General features: G+C 41.6%; 18 protein-coding genes. 13 read left to right on the forward strand and 5 right to left on the reverse strand.

All coding sequences use genetic code 11. The features are described 5' to 3' along the window. Positions 1-1,761 (forward strand): dihydroxyacetone kinase subunit DhaK, encoded by a 1,761-nt coding sequence (gene dhaK / locus NYE58_RS18190; RefSeq protein ID WP_341002558.1) that lies wholly within the window; start codon positions 1-3, stop codon positions 1,759-1,761. A 70-nt stretch (positions 1,762-1,831) separates the two neighbouring features. Here dhaK and NYE58_RS18195 read toward each other — a convergent pair whose 3' ends face one another. Further along, the gene (locus NYE58_RS18195; protein WP_076303799.1) at positions 1,832-2,611 is read right to left on the reverse strand and encodes a GNAT family N-acetyltransferase; all 780 of its coding nucleotides are present in this window, start codon (positions 2,609-2,611) and stop codon (positions 1,832-1,834) included. Between the two features lie 149 nt (positions 2,612-2,760). On the opposite strand from NYE58_RS18195, the gene NYE58_RS18200 reads away from it, so the two are divergent. The 5 genes from NYE58_RS18200 to NYE58_RS18220 all read left to right on the forward strand — a co-directional run bounded on the left by NYE58_RS18200 (position 2,761) and on the right by NYE58_RS18220 (position 7,631). Next, the gene (locus tag NYE58_RS18200; protein ID WP_076125619.1) at positions 2,761-3,462 is read left to right on the forward strand and encodes a hypothetical protein; all 702 of its coding nucleotides are present in this window, start codon (positions 2,761-2,763) and stop codon (positions 3,460-3,462) included. Positions 3,463-3,755: 293 nt separating this feature from the next. Next, positions 3,756-4,730, forward strand: coding sequence for a helix-turn-helix transcriptional regulator (locus NYE58_RS18205; RefSeq protein WP_076125617.1), 975 nt, complete (start codon positions 3,756-3,758; stop codon positions 4,728-4,730). 129 nt (positions 4,731-4,859) lie between these two features. Beyond that, entirely contained in the window at positions 4,860-5,849 is a 990-nt protein-coding gene (locus NYE58_RS18210) for an ABC transporter substrate-binding protein (protein ID WP_341002560.1), read from the forward strand. 68 nt (positions 5,850-5,917) lie between these two features. After that, positions 5,918-6,511, forward strand: coding sequence for a chloramphenicol phosphotransferase CPT family protein (locus tag NYE58_RS18215; protein WP_341002561.1), 594 nt, complete (start codon positions 5,918-5,920; stop codon positions 6,509-6,511). A gap of 109 nt (positions 6,512-6,620) precedes the next feature. Next, complete coding sequence (locus NYE58_RS18220; RefSeq protein ID WP_076280633.1) at positions 6,621-7,631, forward strand: helix-turn-helix transcriptional regulator; 1,011 nt, start codon at positions 6,621-6,623, stop codon at positions 7,629-7,631. Between the two features lie 99 nt (positions 7,632-7,730). On the opposite strand, the gene NYE58_RS18225 is transcribed toward NYE58_RS18220, so the two are convergent. Continuing rightward, positions 7,731-8,813: a GntR family transcriptional regulator gene (locus NYE58_RS18225; RefSeq protein ID WP_076125610.1), complete on the reverse strand. Its 1,083-nt coding sequence runs from the start codon at positions 8,811-8,813 to the stop codon at positions 7,731-7,733. Between the two features lie 308 nt (positions 8,814-9,121). Here NYE58_RS18225 and NYE58_RS18230 point away from each other — a divergent pair, with 308 nt between their 5' ends. The 3 genes from NYE58_RS18230 to araA are packed head-to-tail and all read left to right on the forward strand — an operon-like array spanning position 9,122 to position 12,898. After that, positions 9,122-10,729 carry a xylulokinase gene (locus NYE58_RS18230; RefSeq protein WP_341002562.1) on the forward strand — a complete coding sequence of 536 codons (1,608 nt, stop codon included), beginning with the start codon at positions 9,122-9,124 and terminating at the stop codon, positions 10,727-10,729. 16 nt (positions 10,730-10,745) lie between these two features. Continuing rightward, a complete protein-coding gene (locus NYE58_RS18235) occupies positions 10,746-11,441 on the forward strand; it encodes an L-ribulose-5-phosphate 4-epimerase (RefSeq protein WP_036677359.1) in 696 nt (231 codons plus the stop codon). A gap of 32 nt (positions 11,442-11,473) precedes the next feature. Beyond that, positions 11,474-12,898: an L-arabinose isomerase gene (araA, locus tag NYE58_RS18240; protein WP_038571054.1), complete on the forward strand. Its 1,425-nt coding sequence runs from the start codon at positions 11,474-11,476 to the stop codon at positions 12,896-12,898. Positions 12,899-12,980: 82 nt separating this feature from the next. On the opposite strand, the gene NYE58_RS18245 is transcribed toward araA, so the two are convergent. Together NYE58_RS18245 and NYE58_RS18250 are read right to left on the reverse strand one after the other, a co-directional pair. Next, complete coding sequence (locus NYE58_RS18245; protein WP_076276527.1) at positions 12,981-14,123, reverse strand: glycosyl hydrolase family 8; 1,143 nt, start codon at positions 14,121-14,123, stop codon at positions 12,981-12,983. A 48-nt stretch (positions 14,124-14,171) separates the two neighbouring features. Beyond that, positions 14,172-15,146 carry a glycoside hydrolase family 43 protein gene (locus tag NYE58_RS18250; RefSeq protein WP_076218117.1) on the reverse strand — a complete coding sequence of 325 codons (975 nt, stop codon included), beginning with the start codon at positions 15,144-15,146 and terminating at the stop codon, positions 14,172-14,174. Between the two features lie 327 nt (positions 15,147-15,473). On the opposite strand from NYE58_RS18250, the gene NYE58_RS18255 reads away from it, so the two are divergent. Then, complete coding sequence (locus NYE58_RS18255) at positions 15,474-16,373, forward strand: glycerophosphodiester phosphodiesterase (protein ID WP_341002563.1); 900 nt, start codon at positions 15,474-15,476, stop codon at positions 16,371-16,373. 122 nt (positions 16,374-16,495) lie between these two features. Here NYE58_RS18255 and NYE58_RS18260 read toward each other — a convergent pair whose 3' ends face one another. Next, on the reverse strand, positions 16,496-16,981 hold the full coding sequence (locus tag NYE58_RS18260) for a nucleoside deaminase (RefSeq protein WP_076218115.1): 486 nt from the start codon (positions 16,979-16,981) through the stop codon (positions 16,496-16,498). Positions 16,982-17,131: 150 nt separating this feature from the next. Between NYE58_RS18260 and NYE58_RS18265 the strand changes: the two genes are divergently transcribed. Genes NYE58_RS18265 through NYE58_RS18275 form a run of 3 tightly spaced genes read left to right on the forward strand, consistent with a single transcriptional unit; the run spans position 17,132 to position 18,909 of the window. After that, the gene (locus tag NYE58_RS18265; protein WP_038571065.1) at positions 17,132-17,581 is read left to right on the forward strand and encodes an OsmC family protein; all 450 of its coding nucleotides are present in this window, start codon (positions 17,132-17,134) and stop codon (positions 17,579-17,581) included. Positions 17,582-17,618: 37 nt separating this feature from the next. Beyond that, positions 17,619-17,981: a hypothetical protein gene (locus NYE58_RS18270; protein WP_076218114.1), complete on the forward strand. Its 363-nt coding sequence runs from the start codon at positions 17,619-17,621 to the stop codon at positions 17,979-17,981. Then, the gene (locus NYE58_RS18275; RefSeq protein ID WP_076276528.1) at positions 17,962-18,909 is read left to right on the forward strand and encodes an LLM class flavin-dependent oxidoreductase; all 948 of its coding nucleotides are present in this window, start codon (positions 17,962-17,964) and stop codon (positions 18,907-18,909) included. The genes NYE58_RS18270 and NYE58_RS18275 overlap by 20 nt, the downstream gene beginning before the upstream one ends. Positions 18,910-18,920 lie beyond the last annotated feature (11 nt).

The following is an 18,920-nucleotide window of genomic DNA, read 5'->3' on the forward strand; positions in this document are numbered from 1 at the left end:
ATGAAAAAAATAATAAACAAGCCGGAGACTCTGGTTAGGGAAATGTGTAACGGGCTTGTCTTGGCGCATCCCGAGCTGGATTTCGATCCTAAATTCAAAGTGATTTCTAAGAAAGAGATCAATCAAGATAAAGTTACCCTGATCAGTGGTGGCGGAAGCGGGCATGAGCCGGCTCATGCCGGGTTTGTAGGAACCGGGATGCTGGATGCAGCTGTATGCGGTGATGTGTTTGCTTCTCCATCCCAAATTCAGGTTTATCAAGCGATTCGCCGCACAGCAAGCACCAAAGGTTCGCTGCTTATTATCAAGAATTATAGCGGTGACATCATGAACTTTAAAAATGCGGCCCATCTAGCAACTGAAGACGGTATCGAAGTGGATTATGTCAAAGTAGACGACGACATTGCCGTTGAAGACAGCCTTTATACAGTCGGAAGAAGAGGCGTAGCCGGAACAGTGCTTGTTCATAAGGTAGCCGGAGCAGCAGCAGAAGCTGGATTATCCTTAGCGGAGGTGAAAGAAGCGGCGCAACATGCAATTGATCATGTGCGCAGCATAGGCTTCGCCTATACCTCTTGTACCGTGCCTGCCAAAGGTACTCCGACATTTCATATTGAAGAGAACGAAATGGAATATGGGGTTGGCATCCATGGAGAACCCGGAATACGCAGGGAGAAAATTGTACCCGCAGATGAATTAGCACAGCGAATGGTTACTTCTTTGTTAGACAACTTCCAAATGAATGATCAGAAGCAGGGGGAAGTAGCCGTATTAATTAATGGTTTTGGCGGCACCCCGCTGCAAGAGTTATATTTGCTGAACAATTCTGTTATCCGCGAATTAACCGCTAAGAACAAACAAGTGTTTAAAGTGTTTGTTGGTAACTACATGACCAGCATTGACATGGCAGGTGCATCGGTGACGATAATGAAGCTGGATGAGACACTGAAAAAATGGTTATCTGCGCCTTGTGATACACCAGCCTTGTCGATTAAAGGCCCTTTTGAGCCTGTGAAATATACTGAAGTAATCCAAGAAGAGAAAGCAGACAGCAATGTATCCTTTAAGAATAATACGGATGCTGCTTCAGCGGTGATTAAGAACAATCGGTTTACTTTGCAAAATATCGTCTATCTGCTCGATCAAATGAGCCAGGTTATTATCGAGAATGAAGTTCCGTTCTGTGAGCTTGACTCCCACGCTGGAGACGGCGATTTCGGGATGAGTGTAGCTAAGGGCTTTAAACAGCTGAAAGTCGAGTGGGAAGATATTTTAGCTCATCATTTCACTAATATCGGTGAGTTCCTTGACGCCTGCTCCATGGTCATTATGGAATATTGCGGTGGAGCATCCGGACCGATCTGGGGATCAGGCTTCCGCGCAGCGAGTAAAAATGTTCAGCAGAAGGAAGAGCTGACCATTCAGGAGTTTGCTGATATGATGCAGGCTGTTGTCAAAGGGATTCAAGATACGGGTGAAAGATCTTTTGGCAGAGGGGCTGTCGTCGGAGACAAGACATTGATTGATGCGCTTGTACCGTTCGCAGATGCCTGGACCCAAAGTGCAGAACAAGGCGACGATATCAAAGTGGCGGCAAATAAAGCAGCGGAAGCAGCTGTCCAAGGTTCTAAAAATACTATAGAAATCGTTGCCCGTATGGGAAGAGCCGGCACAGTGGGGGAACGCAGCATCGGTTATCCAGATGCGGGTGCTCATGCGCTGGGGGTTATTTTCACAGAGCTGGCAAAAGCAATGAAATAAACAAGGTTAACTGGCGTATCACCTAAAAATTTAAAAAAACGTACTGCATTAGCTGCAGTACGTTTTTAATTTAAATCATAAATTCAACGATGTATTGTTGGCAAATGAGTTCATATCCCAGCGATTGATATAGAGAAATGGCTCCTACATTCTCCTCAAAAACATTCAAATATACGTTAGCTGAAATGGCATGTCCTTGGCGTGTTAGCTCTGCACAGACTTTTTTACCATAACCATTTCTTCTCCAGGCCACATCTGTTCCGATATTTCCTAGTTCAACGTAATCCTCACTATATATATGGTATCCTCCTACAGCAATCAGCTCGTCTTGTGCCATCACACCATAGAACGGATTCTGTAATTCTTCTTTTGAAAAAGCCATGGTTTGCAGCTCGTTCATCTTTGCTTCAATTCGCTGGAAATGAGCAGGTCCTAAGTGCATAACATGCTTGTCCGCTGTTGGTAGAACATCTTCATGAATATGTTTCATAAGAAGCAATTTTTTGGGAGGGCTGTAGAACTCAAGCTGAGAAGCAAAGACCTGCAGCTCTTGTTCGTTAATAATAAAGCTACCTACCGCATGGTTATGTAGATGTAATTCATCTTTCATGAACGCCAACATTGAGCTGAGACAAAAGGATTGCTGAACTGGATATACAGAAAAAGCATTAAACGGAAGGCCACTTAAAAAGGCTAATACTCCAAGCAACTCGCCCTGGTCAGAATACTGACCGTAATGCACTGTGTTTTGTCTGCGAAAAGTAAGGTATGAATAATATAAAAAATGCTGTTCCTTATTAATCGAGCTTAATATAAAATCTAACTCTGCTGCTGTTAATTTTCTATACATATACGACCTGCCTCCATTAACAATTGCTGTTGCTATTTCCTCTTGCCGAATTTGCACAACCTTTTCTAATATATCATAAATCAGAACTTTAATTGCTTTATTGCTGGGTTGAGTCAAGTATGATACTATTGTCCCCTTAGAAACATAAAATGAGATATGAAGGTTTTCTTGAAAGGATGATATATATTAAGGCAATCTTAGTTCGGTACTTCGGAAATCCGCAAGATCGAACCGCCATGTTCAACGCTGCTTCCTTAGTCATCGATGCTTTTATTGGTATAGGCAAGTTAATTCTTGGGTTATATCTATTGTCCGGATGGTTCATCACAAATGCACTTTATTATCTGATCCTTTGTATAGCCAAAGGACAGGTGCTTCATAAATATACATTAGCTAAAAAAGTCAGTTCAGCACAGCAAAGGTATTCCATGGAGCTTTATGTTTATAAGCGTGGCGGTGTTTTTCTTTGTCTTCTAGGGGTTTCATATCTGTTGGTCTGCCTGCGGATTTATCTAGTCGGAGACGCTTTGGTTTATGAAGGTTACATTGTATATCTGGTAGCACTGATCGCTTTTACAAAACTTGGTTTTGCCATTCATGGAAATATTGTTAACCGTCATCTCAAAAATCCCATTATATCAACATTAAAAATGATTAGCTTTACTGATGCCTTAGTCTCCATTGTTGTCACTCAAATGGCTGTGCTTACAATGAAAGGCTCACCTCAGGCATTAAACGCCAGCGCGTTGTTTGGCATGGGATGTAGTGTTTTATTTTGTCTGGGGGGGATCTGGATGATGCTCCGTAAGACAAAGGCTCCAATGAAGGAAGTAGAATTAATTAAAAATTAGATGATATCATAACTTCCCCTTATCCCTTAGGATGAGGGGTTATTTGTAATTTTATATGCAACCTAACTCAGCGATCTCTTTATAAGGCTGACACAAGAAGTGCTACCGCTTTACTGAGGAGGCGGAGATAAGAGATCCTTAAAAACTGTACATTGCAGGTTATCTAATATCTCGCATATAATGATCTAAATGATAATCGTTATCATTTAATAGAAGAGAAAAGGTGATCTGCTCATGATAAAACATAATATTGGGATTACGGAGTGCAGCTTACCTGCTGAGTGTATAACAGAATGACAAGTTCATCTATTCATAACATCTATAACGGGTATTTCGATGCTTTGTTTGAGGCTCCGTCTATGAGGGGCACTACAGAGAGGAAACATTTTGCACAATCCAGTACCCAAGGATACGTCGATAGAGTGATCACACCCTCCGGGATCGAAATTGTTGATAGTGATTACCGTTTTGCTGATGATCGCCTAGTTCGGGTTCAATCCGAAGCGGCGATGATTGAGTTAAGCTTTTGTCTGCAGGGAAGCGGGGAAGTTCATGTAACAGATACCAGCCATGAGTTAATGCCCGATAGTTGTTCATTGCAGTTCATGCAGGATTTCCAAGCGGAATTTCACTATCGCAGTGCTGAACCTATCCGTTTATTGTCCATAGGTGTACCGGTTACACTATTCGATTCATGGATGGCGGATCAAGGCTCTTCACATGCTCGCAGCTTATCCGGGCTGTTAGATTCACGTGCTTTTCGAATGTTCCGTATGCCTATTCTTCCAGAAACCACCCGATTATTGGTTCAATTGAGAGACTGTCCATATCATACCTCCATGCGCCGGTTGTACGTAGAGGGGAAGGCATTAGAACTCCTTTCTGTATATTTTGACGCTTTTCTTTTTGAGCAGAAACATACTAAACGTAGTTTGCATTTATCACGTAGTGACCGAGAAAACATTCGGAAAGCCAGGGATATCATCCTTGACCACATGGCAAACCCACCATCGCTAATCGAATTGTCCAAGCTGGCAGGCATTAACGAATACAAATTAAAAGTTGGATTTAAGGAAGAGTACGGAACAACTGTATTTGCATATTTACGGAACAAACGTTTAGAAAAAGCATGGGAAATCATAAGTACCGGGGAAATTAGTGTCAGCCAAACGGCGACGATGGTAGGTTACAACAACTTTAGTCATTTTGCCGAAGCTTTTCGGAAGCAGTATGGAATTAATCCTTCAGAAGTAATTAAAAAACGATAAAAATTAAATAAATATCCGCCAAACCGTTATTCAATCCCTCTGCCGGTAGTTCTGTCCTATTAGCAGAGTGTATGATCGGACTTGCTAGAAGTGAGAATGATTATCAATAGATTGGAGAGGGTTGGAAAAATGTTCAGTTTAAAACGAATCTCTTTTGTCGGAATCGCCTTAATCATGATGGTGATGCTGTACGGGTGTGGGAATTCAGGTCAGGAGGCTAAAGTAGAAAATTCTCAACCTGCGGTAAATTCAGAACCCGTCGCTACTAATTCGACCGAAACACGTACCCTCAAGGATGCTAAAGGGGATATTGTAATACCGGTGAACCCGGTTAGAATTGCCGATGTATCCGGCTCAACGGAAGAACTTCTGGTGCTTGGATATAAACCTGTTATTACTGGGAATACAGATATGGCTAATTCATTAGAAATCACTCCTATTCTCAAAAAAGAACTGCCTGATGTAACTCCCGCTGGATGGTTTCAGACGGAAGTCAACTTAGAAGCGATCATTGCAGCAAGCCCTGATTTGATACTGGCAGGACCTACCCAAGAAAAAATCTATGATCAACTAAATATGATTGCTCCAACAGTGAGGGTGCCTTATGGCTTTAACGCTTTTAGAGAGCGATTTGCATTTGTTGCGGAGGTACTTGATAAGAAAGCGGAAATGGAAACGTGGTTGAAGGTCTATGATCAACGTGCTCTACTACTACATGATCAAATCACTGAGATAACCAAGGAAGAGACGTTTGCGGTAATCGAAGCTACAGAGAAAGAAATACGCATCTATTCCCGCACAGGTATTGCGGATATGATTTTTAATGATCTAGGATTACCCCTCGCGCCAGGTACACCGGAGCCAGATCCATGGGGAGGGAAAGTGACAAGTCTAGAAGCACTGTCTACCTTTAATCCAGACCATATCATTTTATTATCCGATAATGACCAGAATGTTCTTGACCAAAGCAAGGTCTGGAGTAATCTGAAAGCTGCAAAATCGAATAATATATATCGCATGACAAGCAGACAAAATTATAATGAGGCTTTCTTTGCTTTAGGAAAAGAAGCATTGTTGGAGCAAATAGCCGAACAAATCAAGGAACATATCAAACAGTAAAGGATAATTTAATCTTTTCTCGAATATTCTCTGAGTTGCAATGATTATTATTTGAAGGGATGATTAAATTGAAGCAAGGGATATTAGTTTTTCTAAATGGAACTTCAAGTTCCGGAAAGACCTCCATATCGACTGAACTGTTAAAACAGAAAGAGATTCCTTTTTATCATTTATCAATTGATGATTTTTTTAATAATTACAATGATTTTATTAATAATAAATTTCCAGATGAACCTCCAAGAGAAATAGATCATCAAGTCGTTTCCCAAATATTGGATGATTCCATATTCTCAGTGTACCACTCGACAATTACATTGTTAATAAAAATGGGTTTTAATGTAATAGTAGATACCGTAATCGACAATGATAAGAGGTTTAATGTGTTTCTTGAGCAATTTTTCGATCAGCCTACGTTATTTATAGGTGTAATATGCTCGAAAGAAGAACTCATAAGAAGAGAGCAAACAAGAGGAGATAGAAAGATTGGACTAGCAGCTTCACAGTTTAGCAAAGTATATTGCTTTGATGAATATGACCTCGAAGTAAATACGGAAGAGATGAATTCAATAGAATGTGCCGCAAAGATATTAAGTTTTATTAAGTCCAATAAGGAATACTCGGTATTTAAGAAATTAAGTAAAAGAAATGTTAGTGTTTCCTAGATGGCGTATCCAGATAACACCATATTCAAGCGGGTCAAAAAAGAGAGGATCCTTTATAATAATGAGAATTATTCTCAATATTATAAAACTTGAACGGAGAGCGGTAGCAATGACTGGAATAGATTATCATCACAATTTCAATCTTTTTTTCGATGGGCTTGAGCTGCCGCGGCAGAATAGAGATCGTACAGAGCACATGGCACTACATTCGCAAAGGGGAGAAGGGTTCGTTCGTCGATTCGTCCCACGCTTTGATATCAATGTGGTGGTATCCGATTTTACCTTTCGCCAGGATTACAGCATGCCTTTGGTAACCAAAACAGCAATGGTTGAACTTAATTATTGTTTACAAGGGAAAAGAGAAGTCTCTGTAGATGGTGTCCAGTATGAGTTTGTTCCGGGAAGCTGTACGCTACAACTCATGAATGAAGTTGGCTCTCAATTTGAGTTTCAGGGGAATGAATCTTATCTTATGTTAGGCATAGGTATTCCTGTTTCGACTTTTCATCACTTCATGGAAGAAGGCGGGGGTGGGAGATCCGCTGATTTTGACCGCATTCTTGGCCAAGCGTCTTTTCGTGTATTCCAGGAAACGATGCAGCCGTCTACTGCTATCGTGCTTGAACGAATGCTGGCAGCGCTTCAAAACCGCAGCACCAAAAATCTGGAGATCGAATGTAGTACATTAGAGCTTTTGTCGTTGGGCTTTCAATCGATTCTAACAGAGGGTACTTCTGGGACAACAAAGCTGTCGAAAAGCGACATGACAAAAATTAGTGAAGCCCGGGACATCATGTTGCAACGGATGATAGATCCGCCAAGCCTGTTGGAGCTCTCCCGATTGATTGGAATGAATGATAACAAATTAAAATCAGGCTTTAAAGAAATGTTCGGAACAACTGTATTTGGCTATTTGCGGGATATAAGGTTGGAGAAGGCTCTACACCTATTGCAGCAAGGTAATTTGAACGTTAATGAGACATCCTGTGCTGTAGGTTATTCCAACTCAAGTCACTTCTCAGAGGTGTTTCGGGAGAAATACGGGATCAATCCCGGCAAGCTTGTGAAACAGTTTGCTTCTTCTGTACTGTTGACTTCAAAACACGAATCGAACCTTTAAAGAATACGGAGATGACAGTTGCAAATAACCCACCAGTCACGACTGGTGGGTTATTACATTTACATATGAAGAGGAACGCAAAATCCCTCAGAATTTATTCTATCTCTCGACTACTGTTTCTCCTTCAATTAACACAGGTTGATAATAAGTATTGTTGGGAAGATCCTTTTTTCCTTGTAATTTTTTAATGACCCAATCCGCTGCATCACGGCCCATAGTTTCTTGGGGATGTGTTAAAGTGGTCAGTTTGATGTTTGCATTTTGGGCAATATAGGAGTTGTCCTGGCCAATAATTGATAATTCCTCTGGTATAGAAATGTCTAGCTGTCTGCAAGCATTGACCACTTCCAGACCAACCTCGTCGTTGTAGCAGACAATCGCAGAGAGGGTATCTCTATTTTTATTTAGGAAATCCTTCAAGTTCGTAGCTAAGGTTTGTTTGGTCTCGGTGTTGAACGAAAATATTTGCTCTGGATAAAACCGCAATTTAGCTTCTTCGAGGGCTTTGATATAACCCTTCATTCGATATTTGCCTTGTAAATCATCCATTTTTGCGATAAGTCCAATTTGAGAGTGGCCTTTGGAGATCAATTCTTTTGTTGCCAAATAACTGGACTGCACATCGTCAAGACAAAGGAAGGGGAGCTCTATTTCCTCATAAAAAGCATTAATCATAATGAGTGGAATATCTTGCTCCTTAAACGACAGATAATACGCAATATTGGGATTATACAGATTACTTTTCGTAGGTTCAATAATTAAACCATCTACGCCGTAGGACAACATCATTTCGAGAGCTTTTTTTTCTTGCGCAACATCGTTATTGGTACTAGCCAATAGTAGTGAATAGTTATCCTCATTCATTCGGCTTTCAATCCCCCGGATAATAGAAGGGAAGATATAGTCAGAGATATAGGTCGTAATTACACCGATCGTCTTCTTATGGGAACTCCCGCCGGTCTTTGTGCGATATTGGTTGCTGACATACGTGCCAGAACCTTTTTCGCTGCGGAGGAATCCTTCGTTGGATAGCTCTAAAATGGCTTTTCTGACAGTCTGTCTGCTAACCTCGTACAAGGACTGCAAGGCAGACTCCGTAGGAATTTGTTCGCCTACATTGTAATCTCCTGAAAGGATCTTGCTTTTTATATCCTCTATAATCACTTGATACTTTGGTTTCATGTAATTCCTCTTTCCATACTTGTTCGCTTTATAATTCGTACATTTCGTTAAGTTGTATGTACAAATTATAGCATGACTACGAATTAAATATAAAGGGGCTCTTTTTTTATGAAAAAATGTAAATATTTCGTACCCATAGATCATCATAAACAAACTAAGTAGGGCGCGAAATTATTATCATCGCCATATTTGTATGTATATATAACTATTTTATTGACAAATGTACGTACAAAAATTTATACTAAAGCTGTCAATTAAGAAAGCGAATTCTTTTATATTAAAAAAGCGCTGTCAGAGAGGTGACCAACGTGATATCGAATCGATTAAGCATCGGAGAAGCAATCAATAAGGGAGAAACTTCGCTAGGGATTGAATTTGGATCCACGCGTATTAAAGCAGTACTTATTGATCATAGTTTTCAAACGATCGCTTCTGGAAGTTATGAATGGGAAAATCAATTGAAAGACGGCTTTTGGACGTACAGCCTAGAAGATATTATCAAAGGTCTACAAGATGCTTATCGTGAGATGAAGCAAGAAGTTCAACAAAATTACGGAATCACCCTCCAAACCGTTGGTTCAATCGGGTTTTCTGCAATGATGCATGGATATATGGCTTTTGACGAACAGGATCAATTGCTCGTTCCGTTCCGGACTTGGCGTAATGCAACAACGGGTAAGGCAGCCAAAGAACTGACCGATGTATTTAAATTCAATATCCCTGAACGATGGAGTATTGCTCATCTTTATCAGGCGATCTTAAACAAAGAAGAACATGTGCCGCAGATTCGGTTTGTTACGACGTTAGCAGGATACATTCATTGGTTATTGACCGGCAACAAAGCACTTGGTGTTGGGGATGCTTCAGGTATGTTCCCGATTGATGAATCCATAGGAAATTATAATGAATCTATGATACAACAGTTTGATGAGCTTATTGCTGGCAAAGGTTATTCGCTGAAGACCAGCGACCTTCTTCCTAAGGTGTATGTTGCCGGTGAGCAAGCAGGTCTATTAACCGAAGCAGGAGCCAAAATTCTGGATCCATCATTGCAATTACAAGCTGGGATTCCGCTTAGTCCTCCAGAAGGGGATGCGGGAACCGGTATGGTTGCTACCAATAGTGTAAGAAAACGTACCGGGAATGTCTCCGTAGGAACCTCTGTTTTTGCCATGATCGTATTGGAAAAAGAGCTTTCCAAGGTTTATCCGGAAATCGATATGGTGACTACGCCAGACGGAAGTCCAGTAGGTATGGTTCATGCTAATAACTGTTCAAGTGACCTTAATGCCTGGCTCGGATTATTCCGTGAATTCTATGAAGCGATGGGGCAAAAGGTCGAAGCTGACAAATTGTACAGCGTACTGCTGAATAAAGCTTTGGAAGCAGACCCAGATGCCGGTGGATTGCTCAGTTACGGTTATTTCTCGGGTGAGAACATTACGGGGTTAGAAGAAGGTCGTCCGTTATTTGTACGTTCGCCTGAGAGTAAATTTAATCTGGCTAACTTTATGCGTACACATTTGTTCAGCGCCTTTGGTGCTTTGAAAATTGGAATGGACATTTTGACGAAAGAAGAGAATGTAGCCATAGATAGTATTTTAGGACACGGCGGTATATTTAAGACTCCGGTTGTTGGCCAAAGAATGATGGCAGCTTCACTGAATGTTCCTGTTTCCGTAATGTCGACAGCTGGAGAAGGCGGCGCATGGGGAATGGCTATTCTTGCCTCCTACATGATGAACAAAAATCAGGAAGAAAGCTTGGAAGACTTCCTCGATCAAAAAGTGTTCAAAGATGTAAAGGGAGAAGAAATTCATCCCGATGCAACCGACATTAAAGGTTTTGAAACCTTTATCGAACGTTATAAAAAAGGTCTGGCGATTGAGCAATCCGCTGTTGATAATTTAGTCTGAAAATGGAGGGACCAAGATGTTAGAACAACTTAAAGAAGAGGTTTTTCAAGCCAATCTGGAATTGCCGAAACATGGACTAATCAAGTATACATGGGGAAATGTGAGTGCAATTGATCGCGAAAGTGGATTATTCGTAATCAAACCTAGTGGTGTAGATTATGAAACAATGAAAGCCAGCGATATGGTAGTTGTTGATCTGGATGGCAATGTGGTTGAAGGGGAGATGAGACCTTCCTCCGATACACCTACTCACGCAGTACTTTATAAACATTACTCCGAAATTGGCGGAATTGTGCATACACATTCCACTTGGGCGACTATCTGGGCACAAGCAGGACTTGACGTTCCTGTAATGGGAACTACGCACGCTGATACATTCTATGGCTCCATTCCTTGTGCGCGTTTCTTGACGCAAGAGGAAATTGATCGGGGTTACGAAGCGGAAACAGGTAATGTAATCATCGAAACCTTTGAACAACGCGGGATAGATATTATGGCGGTTCCCGGTGTTTTGCTTAAAGGCCACGGACCCTTTACTTGGGGGAAAAATGCAAAATCCGCTGTAATGAACAGCGTAGTGTTGGATGAAGTATCAAAAATGAATTTATTTGCTAGAGAGTTGAACCATTTTGCGGAAGAATTGCCACAACGTATTCTAGATAAACATTACTTGCGCAAACATGGGAAAGACGCTTATTACGGTCAAAAATAATCAAACTACAAAATGATGAAAAGAGGATGAATATGTCAACAGCAGTAGCAAAAGAATTTTGGTTTGTCGTAGGTTCGCAACATCTTTATGGGGAAGAAGCATTGGCTGAAGTTAAAGCGCACGCACAAACGATGACAGATGCTTTGAATAAAAGCGGAGTTTTGCCTTACCCACTAGTATTGCAGGATTTGGCTGTCAGCGCAGATAAAATCACCAACATTATGAAAGAAGTTAACTACCGTGACGAAGTTGCAGGTGTCATCACTTGGATGCATACTTTCTCACCTGCAAAAATGTGGATCCGCGGAACAAAAATGCTGCAAAAACCTTTGCTTCATCTAGCTACGCAATATAATGAAAGTATTCCATGGGCAACAATTGATATGGACTTCATGAACTTGAACCAAGCAGCTCATGGTGACCGTGAATATGGTTTTATTAACGCCCGTTTGAACAAACAAAACAAAGTGGTTGTAGGCTATTGGGAACGCCCTGAAGTTCAAAAGCAAATTGCAGAATGGATGGACGTAGCCGTTGCTTATAACGAAAGCTTCAATATCAAAGTTGCTCGTTTTGGTGACAACATGCGTAACGTTGGTGTAACTGAAGGAGATAAAGTTGAAGCCCAAATTCAATTTGGCTGGACGGTTGACTACTTTGGTATTGGTGACCTGGTTCAAGTCATTAATGAAGTTAAAGAAGAAGAAATCGATGGTTTGTTTGCTGAATATGCAGAGCTGTATGAATTCGACTATGGCACTAACAGCAAAGAAGCTTGGGAAGCTAGCGTAAGAGTTCAAGCAAGCTATGAAATTGCTATCAAACGTTTCCTTGATCAAGGTGGCTACAATGCCTTCACCTCAAACTTCGAAGATTTACATGGAATGAAACAACTTCCAGGACTTGCTGTTCAACGTTTGATGGCACAAGGATATGGTTTTGCTGGAGAAGGAGACTGGAAGACTGCAGCTCTCGACCGCTTGCTTAAAGTGATGAGCCATAACCAATCGACTGGCTTTATGGAAGATTACACTTATGAATTGACAGTTGGACAAGAATCTATTCTTCAATCCCATATGCTTGAAGTAGATCCAACTTTGGCAAGCAACAAACCAAAAATCATCGTGTCTCCACTAGGTATTGGTGGTAAAGACGATCCAGCCCGTTTAGTATTTGACGGCAAAGCAGGAGACGGTGTAGTGGTTTCCATGGCTGACTTCGGTACGCATTACAAACTTTTGATCAATGAAGTGACTGCTTTTGAACCAACTGTTCCAGCTCCAAACCTTCCAGTAGCTCGTGTGCTTTGGAATGTTAAACCAAACTTCCAAGACGGAGTTAAAGCTTGGATCGAAAATGGTGGCGGTCACCACACCGTTGTTTCATTAACTCTTACAACAGACCAAATTATTGCTTACGCAAAACTTGTTAACTTGGAATATGTAGTTATTAAATAATAGCAAAGCTTTATTACGATCAATAGGACTCCATTCCTCGGCTTTTTGAGGAATGGAGTCCTATTGTTTTGTTCGATTTACTTCAATAAATGCGATAGTTTCCACTTAGGGCCAGTAAACTAAAGAAGTACAGACAGTTATCATAATAACGACGTTGTCCAGTTCGCAAAGGTGTATCCCAAAACAAACGGACAAAATGCTCTGCCTCCGGGCCATCCGAAGCAAGCGAAGCCATAGCGTTGGTCGCCAAAAGGCCTACCGGATGCAGCGCCGGTTCGTCGAATGCCTGTCCCTCAATGGTATACCTCCGGTAATTGGAAACTTCGATATTCCTAAAAAAAGCTTGAATCCGGTTACATTGATCGACCTGCCAGCTGTCCTTTTGGAACCATGCCCAGTCCAGACCGATATTAGCCGCAACCCGGTAAGCATCACTGAAAAAATGGCTGAAATCACCATGAGGCTGGGGTTCTGCCGGGGTGCCATTAAAATTGGCATATTCGGGAGCGAGACCAGTTATAGGATTACATGTAGTGTGTAGATATGAGCGGCTGGCTTCCGCCGCTTCTCGCCAAAACATGTGGTCACCTGCATCAGCCCACAAAGCGAACAAATCATAGAAATGGGGGAGATGGTAAGATGGATCACTGAAGGTGGATTCCGGTACGAATTTAATCAGTTTCGTTTCCTCGTCCCACATTGAGTCACCAGCGCCTGTTTCAGTTTTATGTACACAAGCACGCAATATTATTCGAGCCTGCTCGGAATAATTATAAGGTGCCGGACCGTTCCCCCAACGTTTTGAGGCAAAAAACAAAGCCATGGCGAAAAACTCTTCCCCGTCCGGTGCGGGTCCTTGAGAAATTCTTGTACCGTCAGGCTTGCAGTGCCAAGCAAAGTAATCGGCATAACGGCCTTCTTTGTGCTGCATAAACGTCTTAGAGAAGTTCCATAAACGATCAAACTCATCTTTTTTATTCATTTGAACAGCCATCATCATCCCGTAGGACATTCCTTCAGACCTAACATCCAGATTACCTGTATCCAGAATATAGCTTTTATCCTCGTCCAGCGGATAGTAGATTCGTACGTTCGGATCTCCGTAAAACAAATCACTCCAAGTTTCTTCGAGTTTAGCGTTGATTTCATCTTCAGAAAAGCCGAGCTCTTTAAATAAATTGCGATATTTCCCCGTATAAAAAGCACCTTGTTGTGTTATTGGCATGATATTTCCCCTCCTGTGCACTACGCATGCACTCCATTTCAATAAAAACTAAGGATGGATGGTTTGAATGGTGCCATCATCGTTGTATTTCAGCTCCGTATATTTTACAGAACGCTTGTTGTCAGCACCACCAGATAAAGAACTATCATGATAAAATAAATACCATTTCTCTTTAAACTGAACAATAGAATGGTGTGTTGTCCAGCCCAGGACGGGTGTAAGTATTTTTCCTTGATATACAAAAGGCCCAAGCGGATCTTTACTGATAGCGTATACAATATTATGGGTAGTACCCGTGGAATAAGAAAGATAATAATAACCGTTATATTTATGAACCCATGGACCTTCAAAATATCTTCTCTCTTCATCTCCAGCAAGAATCGGATTTCCGTTCGTATCGACGATGGATATTTCTCTAGGCGCACCTTCAAAGCTCAGCATGTCCTCGCTCAGCTCCGCTACGATAGGTCCTAGAGCAGGTGCCGTTTCAGCCGGTCCCTCGGCATCCGCAACAAATGAGCCGGTTTGCCATTTTTCAAGTTGACCGCCCCAAAGACCCCCAAAGTATATATATGATTTGCCATCATCATCAACGAAAACAGCGGGATCAATGCTATAACTGCCGGGAATGTAGTTCGGTTCAGGTGTAAAGGGTCCCGAAGGTGACGCTGAGGTTGCAACCCCAATTCGGAAAATATCGTCATGGTCTCGGGCTGGGAAAAACAAATAGTAGATATTGTTTTTGTATGCTGCATCCGGAGCCCACATTTGCTGTTTAGCCCATGGGACATCCTTCACATGAAGCACTTCACCGTGGTCGATACAAGGGGAGCCATCTCCATCAATAGACAGAACATGGTAATCCTCCATATTATATTGGTCACCGTTGTCATTAGAGATCATATCGTGATCCAGGTCATGAGAGGGATAAATATAAATCTTGCCTTCAAATACATGAGCAGAAGGGTCCGCAGTATAAATATGAGTTACGAGAGGTTCATTGGGTTGCACTGGCTTTGTCAAGTCATTTCCTCCTATAAAGTTAATCGCTTACAAAGTTAATGGTATAAGAACTTTAGGACTCTGTATATATAGCAACTATAGTTTATACCCCACAAAGTTTAGATGTTGCTTTCTTGACCTTGCAGACCCTTTCCCATTTATGCTGCCTCACAATATTTTCTCTAGATAATCTGGTACAATAGAAATCTCCAAACTTTGTCCTTACAAATACAATGAGGTGAGATTAACATAAGGGAATATAAATCATAATTTTACACAAGAATGAATGTTAGAGCGAAAGACACCAAGTATTCTACATTATATTTTTAAAAAGATGAGGTCAGCTTAATGCAAAAAATTCAAAATTCCAGAATCTACTTTATAGGTATACATGTGCTTTTATTAATCTTATTGTTCACCTCTTTGTATGCTTATTCCCCCTGGATTCGCATTAAAGTAAAGGAAATTATCATGCCTGCGGATAAAGTATATACCATCGCTCACCGTGGTGCTTCAGGATATGCTCCTGAGAATACAATACCTGCATTCGAGCTAGCCATTGATATGAAGACCGATTATATCGAGTTAGACATTCAGTTAACAAAAGATCATGTTCCTGTTGTTATTCACGATGGGACCGTAAATCGTACCACGAATGCTAAAGGGTATGTAAAGGATTTTACTTTAGAGCAGATCTCAAAATTAGACGCGGGTTCATGGTTTAATGAACAATATCCCATGTTCGCTAGAGATAAATATGTAGATTTACGTATTCCGACACTAAAAGAGGTATTTGAAAGGTTCGGAAAAGAAGTGGACTATATGATTGAGATTAAAGATCCCACGTCGAATTCGAACATCGAGGCATTGTTAAACGAAGAAATCTTAAATTATGATCTGTCGGCTCATGTTGCTATTCATTCATTTAGTGAAGTGAGTTTGCGTAGATTCCATTCCATAAATCCAGCAGTCCCTCTTTATCAAATTGTATGGTATGATTTCCCTGTTTATAAAATATCAGAATCCTATGTGAATAGATTAAAAACTTATGCTGTAGGCATAAGTCCTAACTTTCAAAAAATAAATGCGGCATATGTCGCGCAGGCAAAAAATTCAGGGCTAAAGGTGTTTCCATATACTGTGAATTATCAAGTGAATATGGATAAAGCCGTAATTTGGGGTGTAGATGGTGTACATACAAATTTCCCTGACCGCTTTAACGAAGTAATTAAGAATAATAAAAGGTAAAGGGATGTGAAATCACCCTTTTCTGGACATAAATAAAGCTGTCGGGACTTTCTCGACAGCCTAAGAACCTTTATCCAAAGGTTCTTTTTTTACGGAAAATCAATTATTTTTGTTTCTTCTTTCTAATGAAGTCTTTTCTCGTGAAATTGTAGATGAAGCTCCCGTACTTGTTCTGCAAGATCGGGTACAGGGCCATCTACGAACGCATCGTAAATAACCTCCTGAATACTTAAATTACGGACGGGTGATGCTGCAATTCCCATATCATTTAACCACGCCGATAATTGCTTCGAGGAACTTGCATATACAATTCGTCCTAAATGAACCCACCCGTGTGCCGCTGCACACATAGGGCAATGTTCTCCGGAGGTATACACTGTTGCCTGCTTACGTTCTTCCAGTGTCATATTCTGAGCTGCCCAGCGGGCTAAAGCGAATTCGGGATGCTGAGTATGGTCACCGCTACCTACATGGTTGCGGTCTTCCGCCAGCACTTCGCCACTTGCTGATACAAGGACGGAACCAAAGGGTTCGTCCCCAGCTTCGAGTGCAATTTGGGCAAGTTCAATACAACGCTTAAGATGTTTGATATCCGTGTCGTTTATCATGATGGTAGAACCTCCTGAATTTTAATTTATAGATAAGTTTCATGAATAGTAGGCCTGAGCCTGTTTGTTCACCACATTCTTCTATGTTAGCATGTAAAGTATTCGATAAAAAATATATCATGCATATCAAGCTAGGGAGGATATATAAAAATGAAGCACCCATTTATATTGAACGCCGTATGGAACGGTGGCCGTAACAGTGACGGAACTATTGAAGCTGGACAGCTTAAGACTCAAATTTCCATTCCGAAGGAAATGGGAGGACCCGGAGTAGGAACGAATCCGGATGAGATGCTTTTGGGAGCAGCAGCAACCTGTTATCTCATTACACTTGCAGCAATGCTGGAGCGGGCAGGGCTTACGACTTCAGAGCTGACGTTAACCTCAGAGGCGACGGTCGATGTAACGAATAACATTTTTACATATGAAGCCATCAAACATTCACCCCTAATCACCCTTACCAAAGATGCGTCACAGGACGATATCGATAAAACCATCCGAATTGCCCATAAAGCAGAAGGCTCCTGCATGATCTCCAGAGCCGTTGCAGGAAATGTAGAAATCACGACAGAGCCAACGGTGCTGACTGCAAGCCTATAAAATTGAGTCCTAGGTAATCAGAGAGGAGACGTTAACTTTGAACGTTGAGTTATATAAGGATTTGATCAAGGATGAGCGCGGAAATTATTACGTGGCTGTACAAAAAGAGGGCAACGAGCTGACTTTGGTAAACGCAATGCTAGAGCGGTCTTACCAAGAGGTGTGGGAATTTAATGAAGCTTTCAAAAAGAAGTACGCGGAATACGAGCATCAGTTCATCGGCAAAATGATTATGGACAAGCTGCGGCACGATGTTGTTTTTGCCTCCAAAGAAGACGGCCATGGCCGAATGTATGATCTGGCTGCGGTGACAGTTGATTACAAGCTTATTTTTATCGATATGATCGAATTTTACCGAAACCCTCGAGTAGGACTTAATCATGACAACAACATCCATTAAGCTTAGTGTATTAGATCTCGTACCTGTTTTTAATACGGTGGATGCTAGTACCGCATTGGGACAAGCAGTGAAGCTGGCTCAGACAGCAGAAAGACTGGGATATACTCGTTATTGGGTTGCTGAACATCATGATATGCCGGGATTAGCATGTACCTCTACGGAGGTGCTTTTATCGCATATTGGAGCGAAAACAGCACACATTCGCCTTGGCTCAGGTGCTTTATTGCTGCCACATTATAAGCCGCTAAAGGTGGTGGAAGCATTTCATTTGCTGGCCAGTTTATACCCGGGACGCATCGACCTTGGATTAGGCAGAGCTCCCGGCGGTACTGCTGAAGTAAGTTTAGCACTGAGTGGCAATTTTCTCGAAAATGTTTGGAAAATGCCAGAACTCCTTAAAGGCGTCACTGAATTATTGCAGGGTAACTATTCCTATGAAGGACGTTCAATAACCGCCCGTCCGGTCCCTCCCATATCTCCAGAGCTATGGCTGCTGGGTACAAACAAGAAAAGCGCGGCATATGCTGCCGAGTTTGGAGCAGGTTATGTGTTCGGCCAGTTCATGAGCGATGTAGCAGGGGAGGAGGTTTTGCAGGCTTACCGTGAAACCTTTACTCCTTCTTCACTTTCTCCTGAACCGCAGGCCATGGTTGCTGTTGGCGTCATTTGCGCCGAGACTGAGGAAGAGGCAGAGCGATTGGCCTCATCTGGTACGACATTATTCCAACAAGAAGGTTCTGCCGAAGCGAAGTCTGAGCCCTTGGAACGCAAGCTGCTGGTAGGTACTCCGGAAAGTGTTAAAGGTAAGTTGGAACGGTTATCTCTTTTGTATGGAGTTAATGAATTCATTATCGTTACCATGATTCCAGATTATGAGAAACGGTTACATTCGTTCGAACTGCTTGCCCAAGCGTGCTGGAGTTCTTAATAAAGGAGGTC

Origin of the sequence: Paenibacillus sp. FSL L8-0708 (assembly GCF_038009325.1) — a bacterium.
GTDB lineage: Bacteria > Bacillota > Bacilli > Paenibacillales > Paenibacillaceae > Paenibacillus_AQ > Paenibacillus_AQ odorifer.

Bases quoted from the DNA above. Each gene is read 5' to 3' on its own strand.
- dhaK (WP_341002558.1), top strand. From the start codon at position 1: ATGAAAAAAATAATAAACAAGCCGGAGACTCTGGTTAGGGAAATGTGT.
- NYE58_RS18195 (WP_076303799.1), bottom strand. From the start codon at position 2,611: ATGTATAGAAAATTAACAGCAGCAGAGTTAGATTTTATATTAAGCTCG.
- NYE58_RS18200 (WP_076125619.1), top strand. From the start codon at position 2,761: ATGAGATATGAAGGTTTTCTTGAAAGGATGATATATATTAAGGCAATC.
- NYE58_RS18205 (WP_076125617.1), top strand. From the start codon at position 3,756: ATGACAAGTTCATCTATTCATAACATCTATAACGGGTATTTCGATGCT.
- NYE58_RS18210 (WP_341002560.1), top strand. From the start codon at position 4,860: ATGTTCAGTTTAAAACGAATCTCTTTTGTCGGAATCGCCTTAATCATG.
- NYE58_RS18220 (WP_076280633.1), top strand. From the start codon at position 6,621: ATGACTGGAATAGATTATCATCACAATTTCAATCTTTTTTTCGATGGG.
- NYE58_RS18225 (WP_076125610.1), bottom strand. From the start codon at position 8,813: ATGAAACCAAAGTATCAAGTGATTATAGAGGATATAAAAAGCAAGATC.
- NYE58_RS18235 (WP_036677359.1), top strand. From the start codon at position 10,746: ATGTTAGAACAACTTAAAGAAGAGGTTTTTCAAGCCAATCTGGAATTG.
- araA (WP_038571054.1), top strand. From the start codon at position 11,474: ATGTCAACAGCAGTAGCAAAAGAATTTTGGTTTGTCGTAGGTTCGCAA.
- NYE58_RS18245 (WP_076276527.1), bottom strand. From the start codon at position 14,123: ATGCCAATAACACAACAAGGTGCTTTTTATACGGGGAAATATCGCAAT.
- NYE58_RS18255 (WP_341002563.1), top strand. From the start codon at position 15,474: ATGCAAAAAATTCAAAATTCCAGAATCTACTTTATAGGTATACATGTG.
- NYE58_RS18260 (WP_076218115.1), bottom strand. From the start codon at position 16,981: ATGATAAACGACACGGATATCAAACATCTTAAGCGTTGTATTGAACTT.
- NYE58_RS18265 (WP_038571065.1), top strand. From the start codon at position 17,132: ATGAAGCACCCATTTATATTGAACGCCGTATGGAACGGTGGCCGTAAC.
- NYE58_RS18275 (WP_076276528.1), top strand. From the start codon at position 17,962: ATGACAACAACATCCATTAAGCTTAGTGTATTAGATCTCGTACCTGTT.